General features: G+C 32.9%; 20 protein-coding genes and 1 pseudogene. 3 read left to right on the top strand and 18 right to left on the bottom strand.

The window, feature by feature from the left end:
• Positions 1-119: 119 nt before the first annotated feature.
• Complete coding sequence (locus tag I5M07_RS10350; protein ID WP_233622023.1) at positions 120-899, top strand: SDR family NAD(P)-dependent oxidoreductase; 780 nt, start codon at positions 120-122, stop codon at positions 897-899.
• Positions 900-1,066: 167 nt separating this feature from the next.
• On the opposite strand, the gene I5M07_RS10345 is transcribed toward I5M07_RS10350, so the two are convergent.
• From I5M07_RS10345 to I5M07_RS16125, 13 genes and pseudogenes are all read right to left on the bottom strand, one after another.
• The gene (locus tag I5M07_RS10345) at positions 1,067-1,807 is read right to left on the bottom strand and encodes a DUF429 domain-containing protein (protein WP_200106362.1); all 741 of its coding nucleotides are present in this window, start codon (positions 1,805-1,807) and stop codon (positions 1,067-1,069) included.
• Between the two features lie 104 nt (positions 1,808-1,911).
• The gene (locus tag I5M07_RS10340; protein WP_200106361.1) at positions 1,912-2,808 is read right to left on the bottom strand and encodes an AraC family transcriptional regulator; all 897 of its coding nucleotides are present in this window, start codon (positions 2,806-2,808) and stop codon (positions 1,912-1,914) included.
• 125 nt (positions 2,809-2,933) lie between these two features.
• Positions 2,934-3,701 (bottom strand): TIGR03915 family putative DNA repair protein, encoded by a 768-nt coding sequence (locus I5M07_RS10335; RefSeq protein ID WP_200106360.1) that lies wholly within the window; start codon positions 3,699-3,701, stop codon positions 2,934-2,936.
• Positions 3,698-4,963 (bottom strand): putative DNA modification/repair radical SAM protein, encoded by a 1,266-nt coding sequence (locus tag I5M07_RS10330; RefSeq protein ID WP_200106359.1) that lies wholly within the window; start codon positions 4,961-4,963, stop codon positions 3,698-3,700. The genes I5M07_RS10335 and I5M07_RS10330 overlap by 4 nt, the downstream gene beginning before the upstream one ends.
• Positions 4,964-5,069: 106 nt before the next feature.
• On the bottom strand, positions 5,070-5,735 hold the full coding sequence (locus tag I5M07_RS10325; protein WP_200106358.1) for a DUF2461 domain-containing protein: 666 nt from the start codon (positions 5,733-5,735) through the stop codon (positions 5,070-5,072).
• 557 nt (positions 5,736-6,292) lie between these two features.
• Positions 6,293-7,135, bottom strand: coding sequence for a restriction endonuclease (locus I5M07_RS10320; RefSeq protein WP_200106357.1), 843 nt, complete (start codon positions 7,133-7,135; stop codon positions 6,293-6,295).
• 126 nt (positions 7,136-7,261) lie between these two features.
• Positions 7,262-8,128 (bottom strand): sulfite exporter TauE/SafE family protein, encoded by an 867-nt coding sequence (locus tag I5M07_RS10315; RefSeq protein ID WP_200106356.1) that lies wholly within the window; start codon positions 8,126-8,128, stop codon positions 7,262-7,264.
• Between the two features lie 114 nt (positions 8,129-8,242).
• Complete coding sequence (locus tag I5M07_RS10310; RefSeq protein WP_233622022.1) at positions 8,243-9,529, bottom strand: Glu/Leu/Phe/Val family dehydrogenase; 1,287 nt, start codon at positions 9,527-9,529, stop codon at positions 8,243-8,245.
• Between the two features lie 405 nt (positions 9,530-9,934).
• Positions 9,935-10,651 (bottom strand): rhodanese-like domain-containing protein, encoded by a 717-nt coding sequence (locus I5M07_RS10305; RefSeq protein WP_200106355.1) that lies wholly within the window; start codon positions 10,649-10,651, stop codon positions 9,935-9,937.
• A 47-nt stretch (positions 10,652-10,698) separates the two neighbouring features.
• Positions 10,699-12,351: an arylsulfatase gene (locus tag I5M07_RS10300; RefSeq protein ID WP_200106354.1), complete on the bottom strand. Its 1,653-nt coding sequence runs from the start codon at positions 12,349-12,351 to the stop codon at positions 10,699-10,701.
• A gap of 24 nt (positions 12,352-12,375) precedes the next feature.
• The gene (locus tag I5M07_RS10295) at positions 12,376-13,821 is read right to left on the bottom strand and encodes a RagB/SusD family nutrient uptake outer membrane protein (protein WP_200106353.1); all 1,446 of its coding nucleotides are present in this window, start codon (positions 13,819-13,821) and stop codon (positions 12,376-12,378) included.
• A gap of 11 nt (positions 13,822-13,832) precedes the next feature.
• On the bottom strand, positions 13,833-16,880 hold the full coding sequence (locus tag I5M07_RS10290) for a SusC/RagA family TonB-linked outer membrane protein (RefSeq protein ID WP_200106352.1): 3,048 nt from the start codon (positions 16,878-16,880) through the stop codon (positions 13,833-13,835).
• 460 nt (positions 16,881-17,340) lie between these two features.
• A pseudogene (locus tag I5M07_RS16125) lies at positions 17,341-18,134 on the bottom strand (IS982 family transposase); the annotation flags it as partial.
• A 413-nt stretch (positions 18,135-18,547) separates the two neighbouring features.
• Between I5M07_RS16125 and I5M07_RS10285 the strand changes: the two are divergent.
• Both I5M07_RS10285 and I5M07_RS10280 read left to right on the top strand, forming a co-directional pair.
• On the top strand, positions 18,548-19,636 hold the full coding sequence (locus I5M07_RS10285) for a M42 family metallopeptidase (protein WP_200106351.1): 1,089 nt from the start codon (positions 18,548-18,550) through the stop codon (positions 19,634-19,636).
• A 319-nt stretch (positions 19,637-19,955) separates the two neighbouring features.
• Positions 19,956-20,300, top strand: coding sequence for a heavy-metal-associated domain-containing protein (locus I5M07_RS10280; protein WP_200106350.1), 345 nt, complete (start codon positions 19,956-19,958; stop codon positions 20,298-20,300).
• Between the two features lie 70 nt (positions 20,301-20,370).
• Here the strand turns inward: I5M07_RS10280 and I5M07_RS10275 are convergent, their stop codons facing one another.
• The 5 genes from I5M07_RS10275 to hutH all read right to left on the bottom strand — a co-directional run bounded on the left by I5M07_RS10275 (position 20,371) and on the right by hutH (position 26,069).
• Positions 20,371-21,447, bottom strand: a complete 1,077-nt coding sequence (locus tag I5M07_RS10275) for a BamA/TamA family outer membrane protein (protein ID WP_200106349.1) — start codon at positions 21,445-21,447, stop codon at positions 20,371-20,373.
• Positions 21,448-21,548: 101 nt separating this feature from the next.
• Positions 21,549-22,403 carry a DMT family transporter gene (locus tag I5M07_RS10270; protein ID WP_200106348.1) on the bottom strand — a complete coding sequence of 285 codons (855 nt, stop codon included), beginning with the start codon at positions 22,401-22,403 and terminating at the stop codon, positions 21,549-21,551.
• 82 nt (positions 22,404-22,485) lie between these two features.
• Positions 22,486-23,820 (bottom strand): inorganic phosphate transporter, encoded by a 1,335-nt coding sequence (locus tag I5M07_RS10265; protein WP_200106347.1) that lies wholly within the window; start codon positions 23,818-23,820, stop codon positions 22,486-22,488.
• Between the two features lie 30 nt (positions 23,821-23,850).
• Entirely contained in the window at positions 23,851-24,495 is a 645-nt protein-coding gene (locus I5M07_RS10260; RefSeq protein WP_200106346.1) for a DUF47 domain-containing protein, read from the bottom strand.
• 59 nt (positions 24,496-24,554) lie between these two features.
• A complete protein-coding gene (hutH, locus tag I5M07_RS10255; RefSeq protein ID WP_200106345.1) occupies positions 24,555-26,069 on the bottom strand; it encodes a histidine ammonia-lyase in 1,515 nt (504 codons plus the stop codon).
• Positions 26,070-26,287 lie beyond the last annotated feature (218 nt).

The following is a 26,287-nucleotide window of genomic DNA, read 5'->3' as shown; positions in this document are numbered from 1 at the left end:
ACTAAATTATTTTCTTGCAAATGTAAACCAAACAGTTTACACTTACAAGAAGTAAACAGAATAGTTTACATAAATAAATGTAAATTTTAAATATTAAAAAAATGAATAAAAAAAATGAAATGGGAACTGCAGTAATTACTGGTGCGTCTTCAGGTTTAGGTGAGATATTTGCCGATAGATTAGCAAAACGTGGTTATGATTTAAAATTAGTAGCACGTCGTAAGGATAGATTAGAGGTAATTGCAAAAAAATTAGAATCGAAATATGGAATTAAAGTAACCAACATAGTAGCGGATTTGGGTTCATTAACCGACCTAGAAAAAGTGGTTGAAGACCTAAAAAACGATAAAAGTATATCCTTACTAATCAACAACGCAGGAACCTCTACCCTTTCAGCATCTACCTCAATTAGTGTAAGTAAACAAAAAGAAATGGTAAATGTAAATGTAACAGCGCTTATGCTCTTATCGAATGCTGTTTTACCTTCATTTATAGAAAAAAATGAAGGCATTTTAATTAATATAGCTTCTGTACTTGGATTTTATGCCTTACCTATAAGCGCTATCTACAGCGGTACAAAGGGATTTGTTGTGCAATATACTCAAGGATTACAAGAAGAAGTTAAAGGAACAAATGTTCGTATTCAGTTAGTAAATCCTGCAACCACTGCAACTGAATTATGGGAAATTGGTGGCGTTCCATTATCTGCATTGGAACAATCAACCATAATGACTTCTGAAAATTGTGTAAATGCAATTCTTTCTGGACTTGACAAAGGTGAATTAACTACACATCCATCTGTAAACGACCAAAGTTTAATTGATGCTTATGAAACTGCTCGTATTCAATTGTTACAAGCTTCACAAACAGGTCAGCCTGCGGAACGCTATGCGCATTAACCAAAGAAAAGTAATTTACTTATTCTTGTTGAAAGCAAGTATCTGTTTAGTGATATGAGTTTTTTTCAGATTAGAATACTAGTCATTAAAACCTCAATCTGACTTGTCGAAGAGTGTCAACAATGACGCTTTTCGACAAGTTCACTTTGACAAAAAAATCATATTTCTTAAGTGAAATTTTTTTCAATGTGTTTACTTAAAAGTGAGCTATCAAAAATATTAATTTTCATAGGCAATTTTTTTTCATCTACATTTGAACATTCAAGAGGTATATTGTTTGTACTGATTTCTTCTAAAGTGACCGCCAAACATAAAGCATCTATGATGTCATCTTTAGCAAGATCCATTCGCTTATACTTTTGAAGCGTGTTTTTGTAAATAAAATCAATATTTGAAGAAAATTGCGACAAAAGAAATAAGCGTTCTTTTTGACCAGATTCCGTTTTCTTATTAAACTCCATTGAAACTTTCCGATTAAGATAATGAAATGCTAACTCGGGATGCGATTCTTTAAATCTGGCTTTAAGTTTTTCGTTTTGAAGCAATATTTGATCCAGTTCCTTAATTTTTGAACAGATAAACCAACTTTGTTTAGGGATTCCCTTTTGAAGAACTTTACGGTTAATTTGGTTTGCTTTTTCATAATTTTCGGCATATACAGCCTGACGACAAGGAACCGGAAAGAGGCTTGATTTCCGTTTTGAGTCTATTTCTCTTCTTGCGCTTTTTTCGCAGTTTCTTTCTATTTCCTCACTAGGTAATCCAATTGGCATATCGATCAGAAAAATAGTTTCATCATCATAAAAAGCAACCAAATCAGTCAAGTTTTTGAAAATTTTTGCACAATCGTCTTCTAAAGAAACCGCTACCCAACCAAACTTGCAACCGTCTATTCCTACTAATTTCATTCTTTAAAATCTAGTTATTTTTTTAGAAAATACTTTAAAACATCTGAAAATAATTTATAAAACAGCATTTCAATTTTTGATAATAACTCTTAAATAACTTTCTATTAAAACAGATCATCTTTTCTATAACTGGAAGGGCTTTTTCCGGTATGCTTTTTAAAAAATTTACTAAAAGAAGGCAGGTCTAAAAACTGAAGTTCTGTTATCACATCGTTAAGGGTGATTCCTGGTTTTCTTAAAAGAAGTTTAGCTTCTACTATCAAAAAATGATTAATTACATCTTTAGTAGACTTACCCATGGTTTTTCTTATAATTTTACTCAAATATTTGCGAGTGATACAGAGCTTGTCTGCGTAAAATTGAACTTCGTGATGCTCTTTAAAATTCTGGCGTAGCAATGTAAAAAACTGCATTGTTAGATCATCTCCCCTAACACTTTCGATACTTACTGGAAGTTCTGCTTTTTTAAAATAATTCTCTAGCTCATAAATAACAATTGAAAACCGATGCCAAATCATTTCATTAAAGTAATAATTAACATTATTTTTATCATTCAGTTCTTCTAATGCATTGATTTCGGAAGCAATTCTCTGATATAATTCCGTCTGCCCTTGTATTCTTCTTGACGGATGATTGAAAAAGCTTTTTAAGAAATCATTCGATTTATAAGTGAATGCTGAATTAATAATAAGTTTATCCGTTAAAAGAATTTTTTTAGCAACATAATCATGCGAAATCTCATTTATAAAAAATTTTTCTGCAATAGGGCTAAAATAAATATCTCCCTTTTTAAGTTCCATCGACTTACCGTTTTCAGCATAACCTATACTTCCTTGCTCTACTAAAATTATACATAAAAAATTGGGTAATGTAGGTGTATTAAGTTTGAAATAACTATTTTCTTTAGTAATGGTAACTACCATAAAATCATCTATTTGCAGGCGTACTTTAAATGATTTTATAATATCATCTAATTCTAGGGTTGATAGCAACTGGCTCATACAAATTTTTGAAGCGAAGTTACAAAATAGTACGTTTAGCTACTACAATATTTTACTTTCAACACAGTTTGTAATACTAAAAAATATAGTGAAATCGTTTTCATAACAATTTATAAATACATTTATTACTGACCGTTTTTCTCGATTAAATTTTTCCAATACCGCCTAGGCATGTGTTGTAAATGGAGTTTTACATTTTTTCGGGCTTCAATATTTGTACTTGAAAAATACCTACGCCATAATTCTTGAAAAAAATCTTCCTGCTCATCACAAATTTCAGTAAGATCTGCTGCAGTTCCTTTAGTATCATGAAAATGTAGCTGAACCGTACTAACGGTTTCTAAATCATAATAAATTCCGTATTTCCGTTTTGCATCGTAAATCAGCCAACGCTGATCAGCATAACGGGACCTAAAATGGCTTTTAATTAATGGTAGCACATTACAATCAGGTTCTATTAAAGCGTAATAAAGTTCATCTTTAGTTAACTTAAATCTGACAAATGCTTTCATTCTATAACTTTCCCTTTTTACAATTCTTGCGGCTTTTCGAAGATTCCACACATTAGAGTTACCAAAATCACCTTCAATATTAACTTTAGAATCAAAAACGTGGAGCACAAATTGCAGCATTATTTCCTCTGATTGGTCTACTTCAGATAAAAAAGTACGGTATAGCCTAAGTAACCCTTCCGTTGTAAGTTTTGCTTTTAGTCCGTTTAAAACTCTTGATGCTTTTTGCTGATCGGTAATCACCGTATGAGTACCCGTGAATAAACTTGTAGAAGGGCGGTCTTCTGTCCCAAAAGTAACGTCGTTAAATTTGAATTGGTAAATATCAAAAACTGCCGTGAGCCAACCCTCATAAGTTCCGTCATAAACCACTTGAATCATTGAAATAATGAAAGTTGGTTAGAAAAATCAGCTTTGTATTTACTATTTTGCTGCGACAAAATTTGATACTTGATTTGCGATCCCATCAAGTCTTTTTGCGTAGTAAATGATTTTGTAAAAGTTAAGAAAAACTTTGCTCTTGTATAAGCTACGCCCATCTTTTTAAGATGTTCTGGAAGAATCATTTTAAATTTCCTCGCAGCAACAATTTTAGAAGCACTCAAAAACCCAATCCCCGGAACCCTTTTTATCAGTTCAAGATCGGCTGTGTTAATATCAATCGGAAAAACATGCAAATTTCGTAATGCCCAGCCTAGTTTAGGGTCTATATCAAGATCTAGATTTGGATACTCTGTACCGACTATTTCATTTACATTAAATCCATAATAGCGTATCAACCAATCGGCTTGATAGAGTCTGTTTTCTCTAATTATTGGCACTGCTGTCCCTATTGTGGGAAGTCTATTATCATCATTGCTTATGGGAACATAACCCGAATAGTACACCCGTTTTAAGTTCATTTTTTCATAAAAATAATTTGCCATTCCTAAAATTTCGTGATCATTTTCTTTTGTAGCTCCAATAACCATTTGTGTGCTTTGTCCAGCAGGTGCAAAGAGTGGTGAATTTTTTATGAGTTTTTTCTCTTCTTTGTAACCTAAAATTTCTTCCCTAAGAAATTCCATTGGTCTGATAACATCTGCATGCTTTTTTTCTGGAGCCAGTAGTTTTAAACTAGTCTCGGTAGGCATCTCGATGTTTAAACTCAAACGATCTGCGTAAAGACCTGCTTCTCTTATCAAATCGTCACTTGACCCTGGTATCGCTTTTAGATGTATGTATCCATTAAAATTTTTTTCTGTTCTCAGTTTCTTAGCAATTTTAATTAAGCGTTCCATGGTAAAATCGGCACTATCAAATATTCCTGAACTTAAAAACAGACCTTCAATATAATTTCTACGGTAAAAATTAATCGTAAGTTCCACTACTTCATCCACAGTAAAAGCTGCTCGCTTTACATCGTTACTTTTTCGACTAACACAGTAACCACAATCAAAAATACAATAATTTGTAAGCAGAATCTTAAGCAAGGAAACACATCTTCCATCTTCGGTAAAGGCATGGCAAATGCCATAACCCTTTGAGTCTCCTATCCCTTTATCTTTATTTTTTCGGTTACTTTGGCCCGACGAACATGAAACATCATATTTAGCAGCATCTGCTAAAATTTCTAACTTCTCCATCACTCTTTGCTGAATCATAACTACTGTTTTTTTTTGCTAGATTACTTAAATATATTTTCTAAATTTTTAACATTTTCGTTAAGCTAATAATCTAAATTTATAGATCATAATATTTTGAAAATTACTATTCTTCTTTTTTTAAAAAATCCTTAAGATAGGTACAAACTTTAAAATCATTTAGGAGTATTGTCCAATTTTTCTCTTCTTGAAAGAAAGAATTATCAAGTTGTTTTTTGACTACAAATCCTTTCATTTTTAAATATTTTGCTGCTGGATTATCTTCATCATAACCTGCTGGCATTCGCTTGAGGGACTCATTGGCGATTACTCCATCGGGAAAAGAATTCAAAAGTTTTTGATCTTCTGCAATTTTTATCCATTCGTTATAGTCGTAATTAATTTTACTTCTTATCTCTTTAAGATGTGTGGGTTCAGGTTGCCATGCTCCAGAATAAATAAAAGAAGACTCTGGATCTATAAAAACACCATAGTTCACATCATTTACTTTTCGTCCTTTTCTACAAATAATTGAATATAAATAAGTTTTATAAGGTGCTTTGTTCTTACTAAAACGAAGATCTCTGTTTAGCCTAGGAATACAATCTTTTGCTTTCAAATCTGCCCTCCCAATTTCATTGTCAAACAAACTAATCTCATCGATTAGCCTCTGAGTAAAATTTGTAAAATCGGCCATTGCATCATCATACTTATCTCTATTCTCAATCATAAACTCTTTTGAATTATTCGCTCTTAAAGATTTTAAAAAAGTGTAAGTTGATTTCTTGATCATAATTTTCTAATATTACTATTCAAAATTACGACATTTTTCATTGGCTAAATTTGCCAAAAGACTCTAATATTTGTCCAAAAAGTAATGGTTGTAATTCTAAAAAAAAAAGCAACAAAAAAACAGTTTATTGTAAATTTAAAATAGAAAAACTACTTTTCTTAAAAAAGAGGTTTTATTCTGACTGAGATAGACATGAATAAAAAAATAAATATAAACGCTCAAGTGAGGAAAACAACTTATAGAAAAAAACATCAAAAACCTATTTTACTTAAAAATAAAAAAAAAATTGATAATCAGATGTTTAACAAATTAAAAGATTGAAGTTTCAATTTTCAGGGCGGGTTGAACTCACGTCCTCGCTACAAAACTAAATCTAAAATCTAATTTGTTTAAGTTCTTTCTTTTTATAAATCTAGTCCTAAACAATTAACTTAATTAGTAAAAATATTAAAATATGAGCAATAACAACCTAAATCTGGAATAAAGTGATATTATTTCATTTCTTATAAAAACAAAAACTTCTATAATACAAATTAAAGAATCTGAAATATTTATTTTTACAAACTGTTCATTGGATAACAATCATCATAATAAAGATTTTTAATATTACTGAAATCAATATTAAATAGTTGATTTCGAAGTATTTGAACCTCCTTTAACTGATCATAAAATCTATTTCCATTTACAAGTTCTATAGAAAACCTTTCTGCAATAGGATAAGTACCTCTTTGAAAATCTGAAGCACATACAAACAGACCTTTTTTATATCCATTTATAATTAATGAACCTAATAAAGATCTAATTTGCTGCACTTTAATTTTATTCTTTGATCTTTTAACCTGTACACCTATTGTTAAATTATTTTTCGACAAAATAACATCAATACCACCATCATTTGAATATCCAGTACAAATAGTATCATAGCCAAAATCTCTATAAACGTCAGCAACCAATTTTTCAAAAATTCTTGGATTTAAACTAAATCTATTTTGATAATTCCTTACTAAATAATTCCTCACTTCAGATAATGGTAAGTCCGATTTGTTTAAATCTAGATTCTTCAAAGTTCCATTTAATCCAAAAAAGACATCCCACATTTGCCACTCAGCTCCCATCCAATATCTTTCTAAAATTTTCCACCATCCACAAACAAGACATTTACCAAAAATTGTGCTCTCATAGTTTAATTCAGTCAAAATTTTAAAATAATTTTCATCAAAACATCCATTAATATTCTCCATAACTATTCGATGACCATGGAATCGTCTTTCAATATCAACAAAAGAGATATTTAAGATCTGATCTATTTTTTGAAGCGAAAGTTCAGCCTCACAGTAAATACAATTGCGATTATGTCCTCTGTCCGCGGTAAATTTTGGATTTATATAATCTTCGTACATATTACTTATCTATTTAAAACATAAATAACCAATTACTTTCTTTCATAAATATATTTTATAGATTTTAAACTCATATATCCAATCTATAACTTTTCTAAACGAATCAATCCAAAACTATCATTCTATTTATTTAAGAAAAATTTTCGAAAGCGTAAAAAGTGAAGTCAATATAATCAAAATCCCAACAGCTACCATCATGATTTTGGTAGGCAATTTTTTCGCAACATAAGCTCCAAATGGGGCTGCCAAAGTACCTCCCACAATAAGACCTAAAATAATTTCCCAACTTTGAATACCTGTAAAATAAATTAAAACTCCAGCACTAAAATAGGTTACAAAAAATTCTGCTGTATTAACAGTTCCAATTACTTCACCAGGTGAGTTTCTTTGGCTTATTAAATTTGAAGTTACAATTGGCCCCCAACCCCCTCCTCCAATAGCATCCAAAAAACCACCAAAAAGAGCATAAATCGGTGCATTTTTTAAATTAGCTTTTTCTTTTTCCTCTTTTTTTCTAAAAGCTTTATAAAGAATGATCCCTCCCAAAAAAAGCAAATACACATTTACGTAGGGTTTAATAAAATCTCCATTGACAACCGAACCTAATAAATAAGCTCCGACAACAGCACTTAAAACCCCTGGAATAATTAACTTCAAAAACAATGCTTTATTAAAATTACCAAATTTAATATGCGACAATCCTGAAACTCCTGTAGTAAAAACCTCTGCGGTATGTACTGCTGCTGAAGCTAATTTTGGAGAAAGTCCAAAACTTAACAAAACAGAATTTGAAGTCACTCCATAAGCCATTCCTAAAGCGCCATCTACAATTTGAGCCAAAAATCCGGCTAATAAAAACCAAAAAAAAGTTTGGTCGAATGTCAAATCTTCTGCTGTAGCTTCGGGTAGGTATTTAATAATTACAACTGAAATTAACAGCAATTTTAAAGCAACAATTACAATTGAAATATGTCTTAATCTAATTTTTTCCATTTTGATTTGTGTATTATTTATTTTTTAAAAACTTATGATTAAAGGGTTAATGATTTTTTTAATTAAGAAATATTGTATCCATTAATCGAACAGATACAATATCTCTTTCTAATTTTAATTTTGTTTGAAGTTAGTCTTTGGTACAATAACTTCTTTCACAGCTTGTCTTTCGGCTACTTTTTGCAAAGCAAGAATGTATGATGCGATACGTGGTGAAACCTTATATTTGTTGGCAGTTTTAAAAACAGTATCAAAACTTTTCTCCAAAATATTTTCAAGCTGTCGGTTTACTTGATTCACTCCCCATGTTTCGACCAAGGTATTTTGAACCCATTCGAAATAGGAAACCGTAACCCCACCTGCATTGGCCAAAATATCTGGAACTACCAACACTTTGTTCTCTTGCAAAATTTCATCGGCATCCGAAGAAACGGGACCGTTGGCACCTTCTACAATAATTTTAGCGCGAACATCATTGGCATTTAATTTCGTAATTACATCTTCTTTGGCAGCTGGAATCAAAACATCTACTTCTAAAAGCAATAATTCCTCGTGTTTTATCGAAATGGTATTCGGGTAACCTTTGATGCTTTTACCATTGAGGTTGTAATACAAAATCAGTTCTGGAATATTGATTCCTTCTGGATTGTACAAGGCTTCGGAAATATCACTCACGGCAAGTACTTTCAATCCTTTTTCGTAAAGAAACAAAGCCGAATGCAAGCCTACATTTCCAAAACCTTGAACGGCTACAGAAGATTTGGCTGGTTTCAATTTTAATTTTTCAAGTGCCAAAAGTGTGATGATGCTCACTCCTTTTCCCGTAGCTTCTACACGTCCTAAAGATCCTCCGGAATGCAAATGTTTGCCCGTTACTACTCCGTGAATTGTTTTGCCATGTACTAGCGAAAACTCGTCCATTAACCATCCCATTTCGTCGGGACCTGTTCCCATATCGGGTGCTGGAACATCTTTGTCGGGACCAAAAATATCTGCCAAACTCTTGGTGTAGGCTCTGGTTATTTTCTCTAATTCTCTTTTAGAAAGCGTGTTTGGATCGCAAATAATTCCGCCTTTGGCACCTCCAAAAGGAATTCCTGTTACTGCCGATTTCCAAGTCATCCAGGCGGCTAATGCTTTTACCTCTTCTAAATTCACCGCATTGTCGTAGCGGATACCCCCTTTTGAAGGACCCAAAGCCGTATTGTGTATAACGCGATAGCCTTCGAAATTTTGCTCATTTCCATTGTCCAACACAATAGAGAAGTTGACTAAAATTTGTTTTTCTGGACGTTGTAATTTTTGGCGAATGGGTCCTGCCAATTTTAAGATATCCGCAGCTATATTAAATCGATCAATCATAGATTGAAAGGAGTTCTGTTTTATAATTTCTGTACTCATGATGCTATTTTTTTTAAATTTTGTTTGATTGTTTTTTAAATAAATTCCATAAAAAAGCCCTTTTGAGTTGTTACAAAAGAGCTCTAATTATTTTACAAAAAAGATCGACTAGCAACAACATGGAGGGATTTTCATGTGACAGCAAGGCATCATTCTATTTTTGTTTCTATTGGTTCTCATGGTTTAGTTTTAAAAAATTTTAAAAAAGCATTTCACTTTGACATAAAAGGCTAAAAAAATTAAGAAGTAATCTTATTAAAAAAGTTTTTTATTTAAAAACAGATTCGTGCGATTTAAAAAAATACTCAGTGAAAACACACTAAATCTGCATTGTGAAATTTAATTTAGAATAAAGTATTTAGAAATCTATAATTCATGCTTGACAAGTTTAAAGAATATCACTTTTTAATGAGCGAAAGCCATATCAACTTCTTTTTTTAAATTGTTAAAACCTTCTTTTTTGAAAACAATTTTACCATTTTGGTAAAAAATCAATGTTGGAAAAATCTTTACTATTTTTAATTCAGCTATGAGTTGTGGGTTGTCTTCTAAATCAATTTCTAGAATTTTTAGATAAGCACCATGTTCGGCATTAATCGTTTCTAAAACAGATTTAACTTTTTTGCAAGCCCCACAATAATGAGAACCAATATCTACTAAAACAGTCTTATTCTCAGCAATGATTTTATTGTATTCTGTTAATGTCAATTTACTTTTTGAATTCGAATAAAATGGCTTTCCTGCTCCCATCCAAGCTGCAATTCCTCCTTGCAGATCATACACTTCTGAGAAACCATTTTTTAATAATTCATTTGCCAATTGTCCACTTCTACCCGATCTGATCGAATAAACAAAAACGGGTTTAGTTTTATCTAATCGTGCTATATTTTCAGCGCAACTCTTACTTTCAAGATTAAAATTAATTGCTCCATTAATATGGTTTGTAAGAAACTCTTCTGTACCTCTTGCATCTATAATTTGTGGACTTTTCTGCTCTTTAATTTTAGCATAAAAAGTTTCTAATTGTAATGTAAATGCATTATGACTTTGAGAAAAACCAGCAATTGCAAATAAGAATACAATTGCTGTTATACTATTTTTTAAGATTCTTTTTAGATTCATCTTTCTTTTCCTTGATTATACAAATACATTTCTTTTAAATAATATTTTTACTTTTTTGAAGCTGCACCAGGAATCAGTTCATTTTTCTGTTTGAATTTACTATACTCAACCACTCCTGTTTTATCAGCCCAATCGAAATATTTTGCAGAAAGGTCATTTACTACACCTGGATTTTGCTGAGCGACATTGTTGGTTTCACCTCTATCGCTTTCTAAATTATAAAGTTCCCATTGGTAAGAAGGATAAATCGAAACTAACTTCCATTTGCCTTCTCTTACAGCTCTGTTCCCTGCTCTTTCCCAGAATATCGGAGCACCACGGTTAACTTGTGGAGCGCCGTCAATTAATACAGGTAATAAACTTTTTCCAGGTAACGGATTTGAAATTATACCATTCAGTTCTTTTGGATACTGAATTCCCGCCAATTCATAAAAAGTAGGCGCAAGGTCTATTAAATGTCCAGTTCCTTTATCAATTCTTCCTGCTTTAATTTTTGATGGAAACCAAGCAATAAATGGAGAACTAAATCCTCCTTCATGCATATTATTTTTATAATCCTGCAAAGGCGTATTCGACAAATATGCCCAGTTTTGTTCCTGATAATCAAATGAACCCGAAGTTCCGATCGGTCCGTCATTTTTCACTAAACCTCTTCGTAAAGGATTGTACGTATTGAATCCGCCTTGCGCACCATTATCCGAAATAAAAACAATCAAAGTATTTTTATCTTTTTTCAGGGCTTTTAATTTGTCTAATACCTTACCAACATTTTGATCCATGTTGTCAACCATTGCGGCATAAACTTCCATTTTGGCTTTCCAAAACTGTTTTTCATCATAGGTTAATTTATTCCATTCCGGTACTTCGGGATCTCTTGGAGCAATAGTTTGGTCAACTAGAAGAATGCCATTTTCTTTTAATTTTTTAATTCTTTTTTCTCTTAAAACATCCCAGCCTTCATCAAATTTTCCACGGTATTTGGCAATATCAGCAGGTTTTGCCTGCAAAGGCCAATGAGGTGCTGTAAAAGCAATGTATAAGAAGAATGGTTTATTCTCTTTGTTCTGTTCATCCAAAAATTCTACTGCGTTATTACCAATCTCATCTGTAAAATAATAGGAATCAGCTTTCGGATGCAGTTCTTCATTATTTCTAATTAATGCTACTGGATAAGCTGTTTTTCCGAAAGGCAAACCATCCGTATTAAAATAATTGGCAGCACCTTTCAGGATTCCGTAAAATTTATCGAACCCTCTTTGGTTTGGCCATTGTGCTTTATCTTCAGAACCAACATGCCATTTCCCAGACATCAGCGTGCTGTAACCGCCTGAACGGAAAACTTCTCCAAGCGTTAAAGATTCTTTGTTTAAATATCCTTGATAAGCTGGTAAACCTAAATTTACATCAAAATATCCTACACCGGCTTTGTGCTGGTATTGTCCTGTTAATAATGAAGCTCTAGTTGGCGCACAGATAGAGTTGTTGTAAAACTCACGTAAACGCGTTCCTTCCTTTGCTAATCGGTCGAGGTTTGGCGTGTTAATTTCGGAACCATAATTTCCTAAGTCAGAATAGCCCATGTCATCTACCATAATCAGGATTACGTTAGGTTTTGATGTTCCTGCATTATTTTTATCCTGCGCATTAATCAATACTATTGATGAAAGCAGAATATTTAGTGTAATAAATGTTTTTTTCATTTCTTTTAAAATTAAAAATTGATTTTATCTCCAATCTGGAACTTGTTTTAAATTAGGATTCAAATCCAATTCTCGTTGTGGAATCGGGAAATGAATGTGCTTAGGCTGTGCATTATTTTTACCAGCAGCTTTTAATTTCGCTACAAAATAATCTGAACCTCTTCTGGCAAGATCAAACCAGCGTTGGTATTCGTAAACCAGCTCTTTTCTTCTTTCTTCAAAAACAGTTTCTCTAAAATCATCTTTACTGATTGATGGAGAAGTAACCGATAATAAATCTATTCCAGCTCTTTGTCTCACACGATCTATTCCTGCAAAAGCTTCAGCAGATGGCCCGTTAAGTTCATTTAAAGCTTCGGAATTAATCAATAACACTTCTGCAAAACGAATAATCGGTGTATTTTTTGAAGATTGTCCAGGCGAAGCTGGAGTTGCCGGATCAAAATATTTATTAAAATGTGGTGCTACTTTATACGTTTTCCCATCCGTCGGGCTTACAAATTCAACCGCAAAAGTGATGTATTTGCGAGTATCATTTTCTGCAAAAGCTTCAAAAAGCCCACCCTCTTTATGGAGAGCATCCGCCTGATCTCCGGCAATTCCTGGAACCGATGTTGGTGCAGCTGTAGAAGCAAGCATATTTCCGTTCCAGTTGGTAAAACCTTTAAATTGTGCAGAGTAAATATGTTCTTTGCCGTTTTTGGTAGCTACATTGAAAACATCAGCATAATTTTCGAATAAATCATACATTTTACTATCAATGACTTCTTTACTTTTTTCAGCCGCTTTTTGCCATTTTTTTTGAGTCAAATAAACCTTTGCCAAAAGACTTTTTGCTGCTCCGGAAGTTATTCTTCCTTTGATAGGCTGTGTAACAGGCAAAGATTCAGCATCAATTAAATCATTTTCAATTTGTGCATAAACTTCAGTTTCAGGAGTATTACTAATATTTATAGTTTCTGGTGACAGCGATTTGACTTCATGTAAAACCAAAGGAACATCACCAAACCATCTCACAATGTTGAAATAAAACACAGCTCTTAAAAACTTAGCCTCATTGATCAAATCTTTCGCTTTTTGAAAATCTAAATTTGGATTATTAGCAATATTATCAATTGCTACATTGGCTCGATTTATTCCATCATAACTTTGACGCCAAATTTCCAACATTCTATCATTTGAAGCATCGTGAGTTAAATTGGATAAGGCTCTAACATGTGCATTTCGTGCCCTTGGACCCGCTTCATAATCGTCTGTCGCCATTTCTGTAGAAATTTGAATTAAACGATTGTAAAGTGTATGTGTCGAACTGTTAATCGCATTATGAACAGCGATTACAGCTGCATCAGCATCTTCATCTGTTTTATAAAAATTATCTGTTGCAATAAATGCTTTTGGATTTTCATCCAAAGGATTACAAGCACTTATTATAAAAAGAAGTGATAAACTATATAGGATTGATTTTTTCATGATTGTTATTTTTAAAATGTTATAATTAAACCACCCGAAATTGTTTTTGTCGCAGGATAAATCCCTGTATCTGTTCCCGGAGAAATTGTGGTTCCATTGGTTACTTCAGGATCATATCCTGTATATTTGGTGAATGTGAAAAGGTTTTCTCCGATTACTCTAAATTTTACAGCGTTTAAAAGCAGCTTTTCTGAAAACTTTTTCGGTAGATTATAACTGAATGTGATATTTTTGATTCTTACGAAAGAACCATCTTCAACAAATCGGTCAGAAAAAACTGGAGCAGGATCTAATTTGGCTCGCGGAGTTGTTGTGCTTGGATTTGTAGGAGTCCAAGCATCTGATGCACTGGTAGAGGCATTTTGTTGTCCGTTATATAATTCTAAAGCTTGAGCATTTCCGTTTAGAATTTTATTCCCAACAGATCCATTGATTAGTGTTGATAATTCAAAACCTCTGTATGTGAAAGTATTTGTAAAACCAAATATAAAATCAGGCTGTGCGTCACCAATACTGGTTCTGTCTGCAGCAGTTGTAAAAGCACCATCTCCATTAATATCTTTATACAAACGATCACCTGCTTTAGGAGTTGCATTTCCGGTATAAGCTCCTTTTGTCGCGATATCAGCTGGCTGTAATATACCATCGGTTATTGCTCCATAAAAAGTTCCTAATGATTCTCCTTTTTTTAGAATATAATTTCCGAAAGTATAAAATTCGGCATCATTTCCTAGCGCAATAATTTTATTGTCATTAAATGCAATATTAAAATTTGAAGTCCATGAAAATGAAGTATTACCAAGAGAAGCATTTATTCCTAATTCAATTCCTTGATTTTGTACCGAACCATAGTTTTGTAAAGAAGATGTAAATCCAGTAGTATGTGGAATCTGAACGGCTAATAATAAATTTTCTGTTGTTTTTCGGTAAACATCTGCTGTCAAGTTCAATTTATCATCAAAAAAACCAACATCAATTCCTGCATCAAATTGTTTAGTTAATTCCCAACCTAAATCATCATTTGAGATTCTTGTTGGTGTAAAACCAGTAAATATCTGATCTCCAAAAAGATATTTCACGCTGCTTAATGTTGCTAATGATTGGTATTCGCCGATTTCTTGATTTCCAGTAGCTCCATAACTGCTTCTGATTTTTAAGCTATTAATCACATTTTTTAAAGATGAAAAGAAATCCTCATTGCTTATTTGCCATGCTAACGCAAAAGATGGAAAATATCCCCATTTATTATTTTGACCAAATCTTGACGATCCATCAGCTCTTAAACTTGCTGTCAAATAATATTTTGAATTGTAATTGTAATTTACCCTTGACAAATAGGAATTAAGAGCCCATGTACTTTCTCCCGAAGAAGGAATTAACGCTACATTTCCACTTTGTAAACTATAATAATAAGTGATATCATTTACAAATTGCTGAGATCCAGAAGTAACAAATTCTCTTGTTGAATGTTGTTGTGTATAACCTAATAAAACATTTAAGCTATGTTTTTCACCAAAAATCTTAGAATAAGTTAGTGTATTTTCGTTTAGCCATGTCTTAGAATCTGTAGTTCCAATTTTTGACTCACCATTAGTTATCAACCCTTCATAAATAGTCGAAGGGAGATAACTTTTTTCTTTATTGAAAATGAGGTCTGATCCAAAAGAAACTTTTAATACTAAATCTTTCAAAAGATCATATTCTCCATAGATGGTTCCCAAAACACGATCTGTGATTGCTTCATTTTTACGTTCATTAAGAGTGGCGATTGGATTTGCAAAAATATTTTCAAAAGGGTTTCGTAAAGTATAACTTCCATCTGGCTCATAAATTGTGGCAGTTGGAGGCATACTCAAAAGAGAGGTAATTAATCCTGCTGGAGCTACTTTTGCATTGGTTTCAGAAATGGTGAGATTAAGACCAAACCTTGCATTACTACTTATTTTTGAATCAAGATTTACACGAACACTTAATCTTTCGAAACCCGTATTTTTGATAACTCCTTCTTGATTATAATAATTTCCAGAAACTGCATACTTGGTTTGGTTGTTACCACCTAAAATACTCAATTGATGATTTTGTGTAATTCCTTTTTGAAAAGCTTCTTCCTGCCAATCAACTCCCTTACCCAATGCTGCAATTTGTGCATCGCTCAAATATTGATTGGTTCCTAATGTAGGATTCGTATCATAAAGAGCAGCATTTCTTAAATTAGCGAAGCCTTTAGCATCCAAAACATCAACTTTATTACGAACTTGTTGTTGACCAATAGTAAAATCATAATTCACTGTCATCGCCGTAGAAGACCCTTTTTTGGTTTTAATTATAATAACTCCATTCGCACCTCTAGATCCATAAATAGCAGTAGAAGAAGCATCTTTTAAAACCGTAATCGATTCTATATCCGAAGGATTTATAGAGGACAAAGGATTAGTTGGTGTGCCACTTAAAACTCCAGAAGTAATTTCTGAATTGTAAATAGGAAACCCATCAATAACATAAAGTGGTTCATTTCCTCCTTGAATAGAACTTCCACCACGAACACGAATACTTAATCCCGCACCAGGTTGACCAGAGGTCTGAGTTACATTTACTCCGGCCACTGATCCTTGAAGTGAACTCTCTAAAGATCTTTGTGTCGCTTTTAATGCTGTTGAAGAAACATTTTCAGCAGCACCTGTATAATCTTTTTTAGTAGTACTACCATAACCTATGATGACAAGCTCATCTAATTCCGTACGACTTTCTTTTAATGAAATTTGAACATAATCGGTATTCGCTATATATTCTTGGGTTTCATAACCGATATAAGAAACTATTAATGTATATGGAAATTTTTGACCGGTTTGAAAATAAAATTTCCCATCCATATCTGTCATGGCATTATGGGTAATACCTTTTATTTGAATATTTACACCTGGGATAGGTTGGTTAGTTACTTGATCTACTACAACTCCATTGAGTGTAGATTGTATAAGTGGTTTAGTATCTTGAGCATTAGCTCTTATTGAAATAAATAAAATAGTAATCCATATGAGAATATTGATATTTTTTTTCATTACTTTGCTTTGGTTTAATAAATAAGGAGCCCTGAAGGCCATTTTTTTTAGCTTTCTTTTCCTTTTGAGATGAACATTTCTTTTTTAAACTTCGCCATTTCTGTTGCCGCAGAAATGGCTTTTTTTTAACTACAACACATTCGTTTTTTCATTTTATTTATTTTGGATTATTATTCGTTTTGAGTTTATATGTATAGCTTTTAATCCCTAAATTCAGGATAATTTCTTTTTAAAATAAATGAGGGTTTTTAAGTGAAGGTCTTAACAGCAACAACACATTTGACATAAATTGCCTAATAAAAACGATTCTTTATTATTTAAAAATGAGAGGTATTTGAAAGTTTTCAATTTTTTAAAATTTTATACTCTATTAATTCTACTAATATAGTAGAACAAATATATGTTAAAAATATTAACCACCAAATTTTTATTTAATTTTTTTAAAAGCACACTCGTACTTTTATTGAATTAGATTAACTTTCAGATTATTGATGTTTCTATCTAAGACAAAATTATTCAAATATTGTATGATTATTAATGTGGTTATTTTAGAAAGAATCCTTGTTTTAAATCCAACAAAAGATTTAGCTTAAATTCGTTTAATCATAAACTGGTCACATAATTGAGAGAACAAAGTTTCTATTCTTTTTCTGAATTTTTTAAATTGATAGACTATGGTTTTTAGTTTTTTTGATTTATTCTTTTTGGGATTCTAATTGAATATTGACTTCATTAAACAAATCAAGCTGAATAGTTTGAGATAGGTAGCCTCTGTCTCCATACAACACACAATCTTCAAATTGTTATTTTATATCTTTTAAATAATGAATGACGTGAACAGAAGCGGGTGTTAAATCAAAACTTTGAAAACACCTTCTATTGAACATACTGCTTGTAATTTGTACATTAATAATGTAAATTTTTAGAAGCACAAAATCCTTTATTTGGCCTTGCATAATCTTCTTCTTTACATATTTTATTTCTTTAACAACGGGCTATTTTACCAACTTCTAAAGGAATACTATAGACCACAAAATAATTTTCAAACTTGTTAAATTTTTCAACCATTTTCATTCTAATTTCTTCAATAAAAGGAAATAGTTGTCGTTTTCTTCTATTATAAACACTGCGTTCGATTTTTGAATTAATTTCAAGACCTTGTATTTCTCTAAAGTAAGCTAATTAATTCAATATCAAATAATTTAGATTTTACGGTTTAAAATAGAAATTTTCGGTTTTGCTTAAATTTAGTAAGAATTAATTCTTAATTTACCTTTAAGTTGCTCATAGTTGTAATTAACTGATAATCATTACAAATCAACACATTTTGGTGTTTTGCGCAATTACTTTTATACTGCACTAAGGGTTTATAGTTTAGTACGTTTAAACACCTTCTCTTAATTCTTTTATTTTCAAAATAAGATCTAGATATATGTTTATACAAGTTGACCGCTTCTTTTATGTTCACATAAACAAAACCTAAATGCTCACGTTTGTCTTTCCTAAAATTAAGTTTATTTTTGTTCGCGCATAATTAGTATTATCAATAACCAATTTATCACAATTCATAATTAAAAAAACAAGTTAATTATAACAGTAAACCCAGTAAAATCGGACATATTAAACGAATATGATCCATATTTATAATTTAGTAAACAAAAAATTGTATGAGTACAGAGTCAATTTTAAATGAAAAATCAATGGCTTTTTTAGAAAGCTACCTCAATAACGCTTCGCCTACAGGTTACGAGAGTAGCGGGCAAAAACTTTGGATGAACTACTTAAAACCCTATGTAGATACTTTTATTACCGATACCTACGGAAGTGCAGTGGGCGTTATCAACCCAGACGCTCCTTATAAAGTAGTAATTGAAGGTCACGCAGACGAAATTTCTTGGTATGTCAATTACATCAACGAAGAAGGGTTAATCTATGTTATTCGAAATGGCGGATCAGACCATCAAATTGCACCTTCCAAACGCGTCAACATTCACACCAAAAAAGGTATTGTAAAAGGTGTTTTTGGTTGGCCAGCCATTCACACTCGCATGAGAGGAAAAGAAGAAACGGCTAAAATTGACAATTTGTTTATTGATATTGGGTGTTCGACCAAAGAAGAAGTTGAAAAACTGGGCGTGCACGTAGGTTGCGTGATTACCTACCCTGATGATTTTATGATCTTGAATGAAAACAAATTTGTATGTCGCGCTATTGACAATCGCGTAGGCGGTTTTATGATTGCAGAAGTCGCTCGTTTATTAAAAGAAAACAACAAAAATTTACCTTTTGGCTTGTATATTACCAATTCGGTTCAAGAAGAAGTTGGTTTACGTGGAGCTGAAATGATTACCAAAACCATTAAACCCAATGTAGCGATTGTAACCGATGTTTGCCATGACTCGACTACCCCAATGATAGACCGAAAAATTGAAGGCGAAACCAAAATTGGTGCTGGTCCTGTGATTACGTATGCTCCAGCGGTACAAAACAACTTAAGAGAACTCATCATCGACACAGCGGAACAAAACGAAATTCCGTTTCAACGTTTGGCTTCCTCTCGTGTAACCGGAACCGATACCGATGCTTTTGCTTATAGTAATGGTGGTGTTGCTTCGGCTTTGATTTCTCTGCCTTTGCGTTATATGCACACTACAGTCGAAATGGTACACCGCGATGATGTAGAAAATGTCATCAAATTGATTTACGAGACTTTACTCAAAATAGAAAACGAAGATACTTTTTCGTATTTCAAATAAAATTTATTTAAACCACCTCTTTTTTATTTGGTGGTTACTACTTTGAAGACTACAACCGAGAACTGTTTACTTTTTAGTACTACATTCTCGGTTTTCTTTTAAATTATAGCTGATCATTCCAAATTAGATTTACTAAACTTAACTTCATCATTTTTAGTTTGAATTCATCTTAGTCATCATTGAATTAATAGATAATTACATACTTGATGGATGATTTAATAAAACGACCTCGCTACTTTTAATAAAAAACTTTTGAAAACCGTACCTTAAAACTCTTTAATTTTTCTAATTTTACCCCATTCAACTTATTATTTACTCTATGAAACTATATATTTCTTTGCTTTTTACACTTTTTTCTATTGCTTTTTCATTTAGCCAAAATAAACCAGGAAAAGCCGTTATTCACACTACTATTTATTGTGATCACTGTAAAGCTTGCGAAACTTGCGGGCAAAATTTCAAATCGAAAATGTTAAAAATAAATGGCGTTCAAATGTATGAACTTGACGAAAAATCAATGACGATAACCGTTTATTATAATCCTAAAAAAACCAATTTAGAACTAATAAAAACCGGAATAACACAATTAGGTTATGATGCCGATGATTTTAAAGCAAATCCATTGGCGTATGAAAATTTAGATTCTTGCTGCAAGAAAAAATAAAGTATATAAAAACAAAAAAGCGAATTCGCATTGATTACAAATTCGCTTTTTTATTATCAATTTTAAAAGTTTAAAAGGCTTCTCCAATTCTGAAATAAATGCCCCAATCCTCTTTTCCTACGGCAGCATCCAAACCGATGTTGAATTTTACCGTTTTGAAAGCTCTGTAACGGTAACCTACACCAGCACCTGGATACGCTTTCCAGTTAAAATCTTCCGTATCCGAACCGTATAAAGTAGCTATTCCTGCAAAACCTACTAACCCCATTTTATCATTAAAATTGTAACGGTATTCCCCTTGCAAGTCAATTACGCCATCTCCTCTAAATTTTCCTTCCGAGTATCCTCGAATGTCTTTCCCTCCAATTGTAGATTGTTGTTGAAAAGCAATATCTCCTAAACCAAATTTTCCAGCAAAACGAGCCGCAATAATATCTCTTCCGTTTTTCATCGGGAAATATTGGTTGTATTCGGCTAAAATTTTATTTGCCGAAGCGTCATTTCCTATCCAAGTTGGGTAGCTAATGTACCGTAGTTGCGATTTGATTCCACTTGTTGGGTAATAAACAGCATTTCTTGAATCCCATAACATATTTAACTCCAAAGCATTGGTTTGGGTTACATCTTCTGGTTGCACTTCATCTTCGTAATTGGTATCATAATGGGCATAGGTATAGGTTAATCCACCAAACAAATGCGGTCTAATTTTTCGCTGTGCTCCTACACTAACAACGGTAGCTTTTGTTCCGTAATCATAAAATCCAGGAACTTCATTATCCGTTAAATAAAATTGATTGTTATAATCACCTGTTAAAGCAAATAATTTAAGACGCCAAGTATCTTCTTTAAAGTACCAACGGTTAAAAAAACTAAAAAAATACGATTTATTAGTGGTGTACACGCCCGAAATACCCGATAATGATTTTGGAGAAATCGTATCCTGCTGATTGGTTTTATACATCAACATCGGAATAGCACCAAACATAAACTCTAAATTTCGGTTATAGCTCAAAAAAGGCATGACACTTAGTTCAAATTTTTTATTCTTTTGGGGTTTAGCAGTGGTACTGTCTGCCGGAATCTTTTGTGCATGAGTAAATGAAACGAAACTCCCAAAAAGAAGTATAACCAACAAGCATTTTTTCATAGCAAAAGTATTATTTTTTAATCTGAGCAAGATACAAAAAATTCTTACACAGTTTATTGGATTAAAATGAAAGACTAGTCAAAACTGTAATTCATTGCCTTTTAGAAAAAAGAAGACCAAACAATCACAAAAACCGATATCAATGCCAAAAGCAATCCAAGATAGTTCCATTTAGAAAGTTTTTCTTTAAAAAAGACCACTCCCACTAAACTTCCTATGGTAATCACTCCCATATTCATTCCGGCAAAAACGGTAGATGGACTACTCGCAAAATAACTATGTGCATGGAGATAAAACCAAATATTTCCGAAATTTAGGAAGCCGACTAAAATACCAAATAAGACATTCATTACGTTAATTTTTTCCTTATTTCTTACGATTCGAATTGTGACTACCGCTACCATCATCAACAAAGCAATAGCAAAAACAATGGCTAAAGAAGTACTATATTTAACTTGAGTAAACAAAGCCACTTTTTTGAATAAAATATCAATAATACCATAACCTATAAAAACCAACAAAGGATATTTTATTTTAGTGGTGCCCGAAAGTTGTGGTTTTAAAAGAATACAAAACAAAGCCAAAAAACCAAGTGCAATTCCGAATAGGCGATAAAAAGTAAATTTTTCATCAAACCATAACCAAGCAGCCAAAATCGGAATACACAATGATAATCGCTGGGCAGCATCGGTTTTCACAATACCAATATTTTTAATCGCATAAAATAAAAAAATGAAAACCAATGGTAGCAAAATACCCAAAGCGATATAAATTCCGAAAGGAGCCTCGGAAGAAATCAACTCAAAATCTGGTTTAAAAACACCTATCGAAAGTAGCAAGGCCACCACATAATTTACCAGTACTATTTGAAAACTACTCACTTCATACCGACGACTTATTTTAAAGGCAATTCCTACTGCTACGCTACATATAATACTAAAAAAAAGATACCACATTTAGTGAAAAAATTAAGATCAATAAAAAAGCAAAAGCCACTCAATTTAATGAATGGCTTTTAAAAACTTATATTTGTTTGTATTAGATAAAAATACGCAATATAAAATAGAAAAAGGCCGCTAACAATGCTGAAATCGGAATGGTTAAAATCCAAGCCCAAACCAAACTAACGGTTACTCCCCAACGTACAGCCGATACACGTTTGGTTAATCCCACACCAATAATAGAACCCGTAATGGTATGGGTGGTACTTACTGGAATTTTTAAATGTTCGGTGAAATACAAGGTCAAAGCTCCAGCTGTTTCTGCAGCCACTCCTTCAAATGAAGTTACTTTAGTAATCTTGGAACCCATTGTTTTTACAATTTTCCAACCCCCACTCAAAGTTCCAGCCGCAATAGCAGAATAACACGCTAACGGAATCCACTCGGGCATAATTCCCGGTGTATCGCCATCAGGCAAAGCCACTTGTAACCAAGTTGGCATATCGGTTAAATGAACACCTTCGCTATTAATATAGACAATAACGGCAGCGGCAATAATACCCATTACTTTTTGCGAATCGTTGCCACCATGACCTAAACTAAAAGCTGCGGAAGATAATAACTGCATTCTTTTTAGCATTTTTTCAGATTGGTGGTGGCTCAAACTACTAAAAATCAAGCAAAAAAGACTCACAGCCAAAACAATAAATCCTACTAGAAACCATTTGATATTATGTGCATTTGTAGCAACATTCCAAAAATGAGATTCAAAACGAGATTCACCTACATCGTTGATAATCATGTGACTGATAAACCAAACGGTGCTAATCATTAACAAGATGGTGAAGATTTTGGGGTAAATGCTTTTTCGAGCCGAATGCAATAACCAAATGGAAATTAAATAAGAAGCTAAAGCACCTAAAAATGGAGCTAAAAAGATGAAAATAATAATAATAAATACACCCGATGGCATACCGCCTGGTTTACCTGGATCGTACCAATTTACGATATTGTACCAATGGCGCGTAATGGTTTCGCCTCCATCAATAACGGTATAATCGTTAAATCCGTGCATAAATATGGCGTGTGCCACGGCTGCGCCCGCAAATCCACCGATTAAAGTATGCGAGGAACTAGACGGAATACCGAGCCACCAAGTCATTAAATTCCAACAAATTGCGGCAATGACTCCCGCTAAAATAACAGCTAAATTAATGTCGATGGTGTGTGCTGTTTTGGCTACCGTATCGGCTACCCCAAATCCAAAAACCCAATAGGCCAAGAAATTAAAAAATGCAGCCCAAACCACCGCCTGAAAGGGCGTTAATACTTTGGTAGCGACTACGGTTGCTATAGCATTAGCCGCATCGTGAAAACCGTTGATGTAATCAAAAATTAGCGCTAATACTATAATTATGATAAGTAATGTCATAAGAAATACTTCAAGAGAATGAATTAAGTTTTAAGAATGTTTTACCGCAATAGACTCTAAAACGCTGGCTACACTTTTACATTTGTCGGTGGCCGATTCTAAAACTGATAATACTTCTTTATATTTAATGATGTTTTTGGCATCCGTCTCATTTTCAAAAATCTCGAAAACGGCCTTATTATAAACGTTATCCGATTTGTTTTCTAATTTGCTGATTCGCACACAAGCCGCTTTAATTTTATCGGCATTTTTAAAATCTCTTAATTCTTTTACTGCTGTTTGTATGTTTTGGCAAGCTTCCAAATTGATTTCGGTTAATTTTCGGATCGATTTGGTGATTTTATCTACTTGATACAAACGCATAATACTTGAGGCACCATGCAACCTATCGGCAACGTTATCAATAGAAGTTACTAAAGAGTGAATGTCTTCTCTATCGAAAGGCGTGATAAAATTTCGGCTTAATTCTAAATTGGTTTGACGTGTAATGTCCTCCCCTTTTTGTTCAAATTCATCAATTTTTTTAAAAAGAAGTTCTCTCTCTTTTAATGGTAAGTTTACTGCTTCGTGAAGATTTGAAGCCAATTCGATTAAATTACTTGATGCTTCTTCGAAAAGAGGAAAGAATTTTTTATCCTTAGGAACAAAAAATTGGAAAATACTGTTTATCGACATTTTATACAATTTAAGTCTACAAAATTACTTCAAAAATAAATTTCAATGTTAAGTCAATGTTAAGTCAGGGTTAATAAATCTGAATCTATTTCAACCGTTTTCAGGAATAAAATGGTTTTTTCTATATCGTGATGCAACACCCGATCGTTCGTAACCAAAGGCACTTCACAACGGTACATTTTGATAAAACTCTCAATAAAATCACTTGATTTTAAAGGACTTCTATAATAAATTGCTTGAGAAGCGTTCATCAATTCAATTGCCAAAATACGTTCTACATTATCTGCAATACGCAAGGTCTTTGTAGCTCCATTGGCTCCCATACTTACATGGTCTTCTTGACCGTTACTCGACACAATACTATCTACACTCGCTGGTGTAGCCAATTGTTTGTTTTGACTTGCAATACTTGCAGCCGTATATTGTGGAATCATAAAACCGGAATTCAATCCTGGATTATCTACTAAAAAAGCAGGCAAATTTCGTTGACCAGAAATTAATTGAAACGTTCTTCTTTCGGAAATACTACCCAATTCGGCCAAAGCAATTCCTAAAAAATCCAGCGCTAAAGCCAAAGGTTGACCGTGAAAATTACCTCCAGAAATAATTTGATCACTCTCAACAAAAATATTGGGGTTATCGGTAACCGAATTAATTTCAGTTTTAATCACTTTTTGCGCATATTCGATAGCATCTTTAGAGGCGCCATGAACCTGTGGTATACAACGGAACGAATATGGATCTTGCACGTGTTTTTTTTCCTGTGCCATAATCTCACTTCCTTCCAAAAATTCTTTTATTCGTTTTGCTGTGAGCAATTGCCCTTTATGTGGCCGCACAAAATGAATCAATTCGTCAAAAGGTTCGATACGCCCATCGAAAGCTTCTAATGAAATAGCCCCTATAAAATCCGACCAATAAGCTAATTTTTGGGCTTTAATAATAAGGTGTACCCCATAAGCGCTCATAAATTGGGTTCCGTTTAATAACGCTAAGCCTTCTTTGGATTGTAAAACTAGGGGTTCCCAATTTTTTTCTAGTAAAACTTGGGTTGCGGCTACTTTTTTTCCATCTTGCCACAGTTCGCCTTCACCAATCAAAGGCAAAGCCAAATGTGCTAAAGGAGCCAAATCGCCCGAAGCACCTAGCGATCCTTGCGTATAAATAACCGGGTATAATTCGTGATTAAAAAGCGCAACCAAACGCTCTACCGTTTGCAATTGAACACCCGAATGTCCATAACAAAGTGACTGAATTTTCAGTAACAACATGAGTTTGATAATCTCCACAGGAACTTCTTCTCCTGTACCGCAAGCATGCGATTTAACTAAATTTTCTTGCAGTTGGGATAAATTTTCATTTGAAATTTTAACATTACAAAGTGACCCGAAACCCGTGTTGATACCATAAATAGGTGTAGGATCGGAGGCCATTTTTTTATCTAAATAGTCACGGCATTTTTGAATATTTACTTTGGCCTCTTCCGATAATTCCAATTTCATTTGCCTGTTTATGATTTCATAAATCGTATGAAAGTGAAGGACTTCGGTAGTTATATAATGTATTGCATCCATTTTTTTAGCGTTTCGACGCCAAAATTCAACAAAAGGTAGGTGAAAAACAAATAAATATAACAGTATTTGAATTTATGTTATTACCACTTTTACTTCTTAATATTGCAGATTTACTATTTATGATATTATAAATACAATCTCGCTTATTATAAAAATGCCTTCAAAAAAAATAAAAGCCACTCTGGTTTTATATCCGAAGTATTGTATTTACAGCCGTT

Source organism: Flavobacterium agrisoli, assembly GCF_016522065.1.
GTDB classification, from domain to species: Bacteria; Bacteroidota; Bacteroidia; order Flavobacteriales; family Flavobacteriaceae; genus Flavobacterium; species Flavobacterium agrisoli.
The sequence above is the reverse complement of the archived record's forward strand: the minus strand, read 5'-3'. Positions and strand labels throughout refer to the sequence as shown.

What these genes read in the sequence shown, in the direction of transcription:
- I5M07_RS10350 (WP_233622023.1), top strand. Translation starts at nt 120, where the DNA reads ATGGGAACTGCAGTAATTACTGGTGCGTCTTCAGGTTTAGGTGAGATA.
- I5M07_RS10345 (WP_200106362.1), bottom strand. Translation starts at nt 1,807, where the DNA reads ATGAAATTAGTAGGAATAGACGGTTGCAAGTTTGGTTGGGTAGCGGTT.
- I5M07_RS10340 (WP_200106361.1), bottom strand. Translation starts at nt 2,808, where the DNA reads ATGAGCCAGTTGCTATCAACCCTAGAATTAGATGATATTATAAAATCA.
- I5M07_RS10335 (WP_200106360.1), bottom strand. Translation starts at nt 3,701, where the DNA reads ATGATTCAAGTGGTTTATGACGGAACTTATGAGGGTTGGCTCACGGCA.
- I5M07_RS10330 (WP_200106359.1), bottom strand. Translation starts at nt 4,963, where the DNA reads ATGATTCAGCAAAGAGTGATGGAGAAGTTAGAAATTTTAGCAGATGCT.
- I5M07_RS10325 (WP_200106358.1), bottom strand. Translation starts at nt 5,735, where the DNA reads ATGATCAAGAAATCAACTTACACTTTTTTAAAATCTTTAAGAGCGAAT.
- I5M07_RS10320 (WP_200106357.1), bottom strand. Translation starts at nt 7,135, where the DNA reads ATGTACGAAGATTATATAAATCCAAAATTTACCGCGGACAGAGGACAT.
- I5M07_RS10315 (WP_200106356.1), bottom strand. Translation starts at nt 8,128, where the DNA reads ATGGAAAAAATTAGATTAAGACATATTTCAATTGTAATTGTTGCTTTA.
- I5M07_RS10310 (WP_233622022.1), bottom strand. Translation starts at nt 9,529, where the DNA reads ATGAGTACAGAAATTATAAAACAGAACTCCTTTCAATCTATGATTGAT.
- I5M07_RS10305 (WP_200106355.1), bottom strand. Translation starts at nt 10,651, where the DNA reads ATGAATCTAAAAAGAATCTTAAAAAATAGTATAACAGCAATTGTATTC.
- I5M07_RS10300 (WP_200106354.1), bottom strand. Translation starts at nt 12,351, where the DNA reads ATGAAAAAAACATTTATTACACTAAATATTCTGCTTTCATCAATAGTA.
- I5M07_RS10295 (WP_200106353.1), bottom strand. Translation starts at nt 13,821, where the DNA reads ATGAAAAAATCAATCCTATATAGTTTATCACTTCTTTTTATAATAAGT.
- I5M07_RS10290 (WP_200106352.1), bottom strand. Translation starts at nt 16,880, where the DNA reads ATGAAAAAAAATATCAATATTCTCATATGGATTACTATTTTATTTATT.
- I5M07_RS10285 (WP_200106351.1), top strand. Translation starts at nt 18,548, where the DNA reads ATGAGTACAGAGTCAATTTTAAATGAAAAATCAATGGCTTTTTTAGAA.
- I5M07_RS10280 (WP_200106350.1), top strand. Translation starts at nt 19,956, where the DNA reads ATGAAACTATATATTTCTTTGCTTTTTACACTTTTTTCTATTGCTTTT.
- I5M07_RS10275 (WP_200106349.1), bottom strand. Translation starts at nt 21,447, where the DNA reads ATGAAAAAATGCTTGTTGGTTATACTTCTTTTTGGGAGTTTCGTTTCA.
- I5M07_RS10270 (WP_200106348.1), bottom strand. Translation starts at nt 22,403, where the DNA reads ATGTGGTATCTTTTTTTTAGTATTATATGTAGCGTAGCAGTAGGAATT.
- I5M07_RS10265 (WP_200106347.1), bottom strand. Translation starts at nt 23,820, where the DNA reads ATGACATTACTTATCATAATTATAGTATTAGCGCTAATTTTTGATTAC.
- I5M07_RS10260 (WP_200106346.1), bottom strand. Translation starts at nt 24,495, where the DNA reads ATGTCGATAAACAGTATTTTCCAATTTTTTGTTCCTAAGGATAAAAAA.
- hutH (WP_200106345.1), bottom strand. Translation starts at nt 26,069, where the DNA reads ATGGATGCAATACATTATATAACTACCGAAGTCCTTCACTTTCATACG.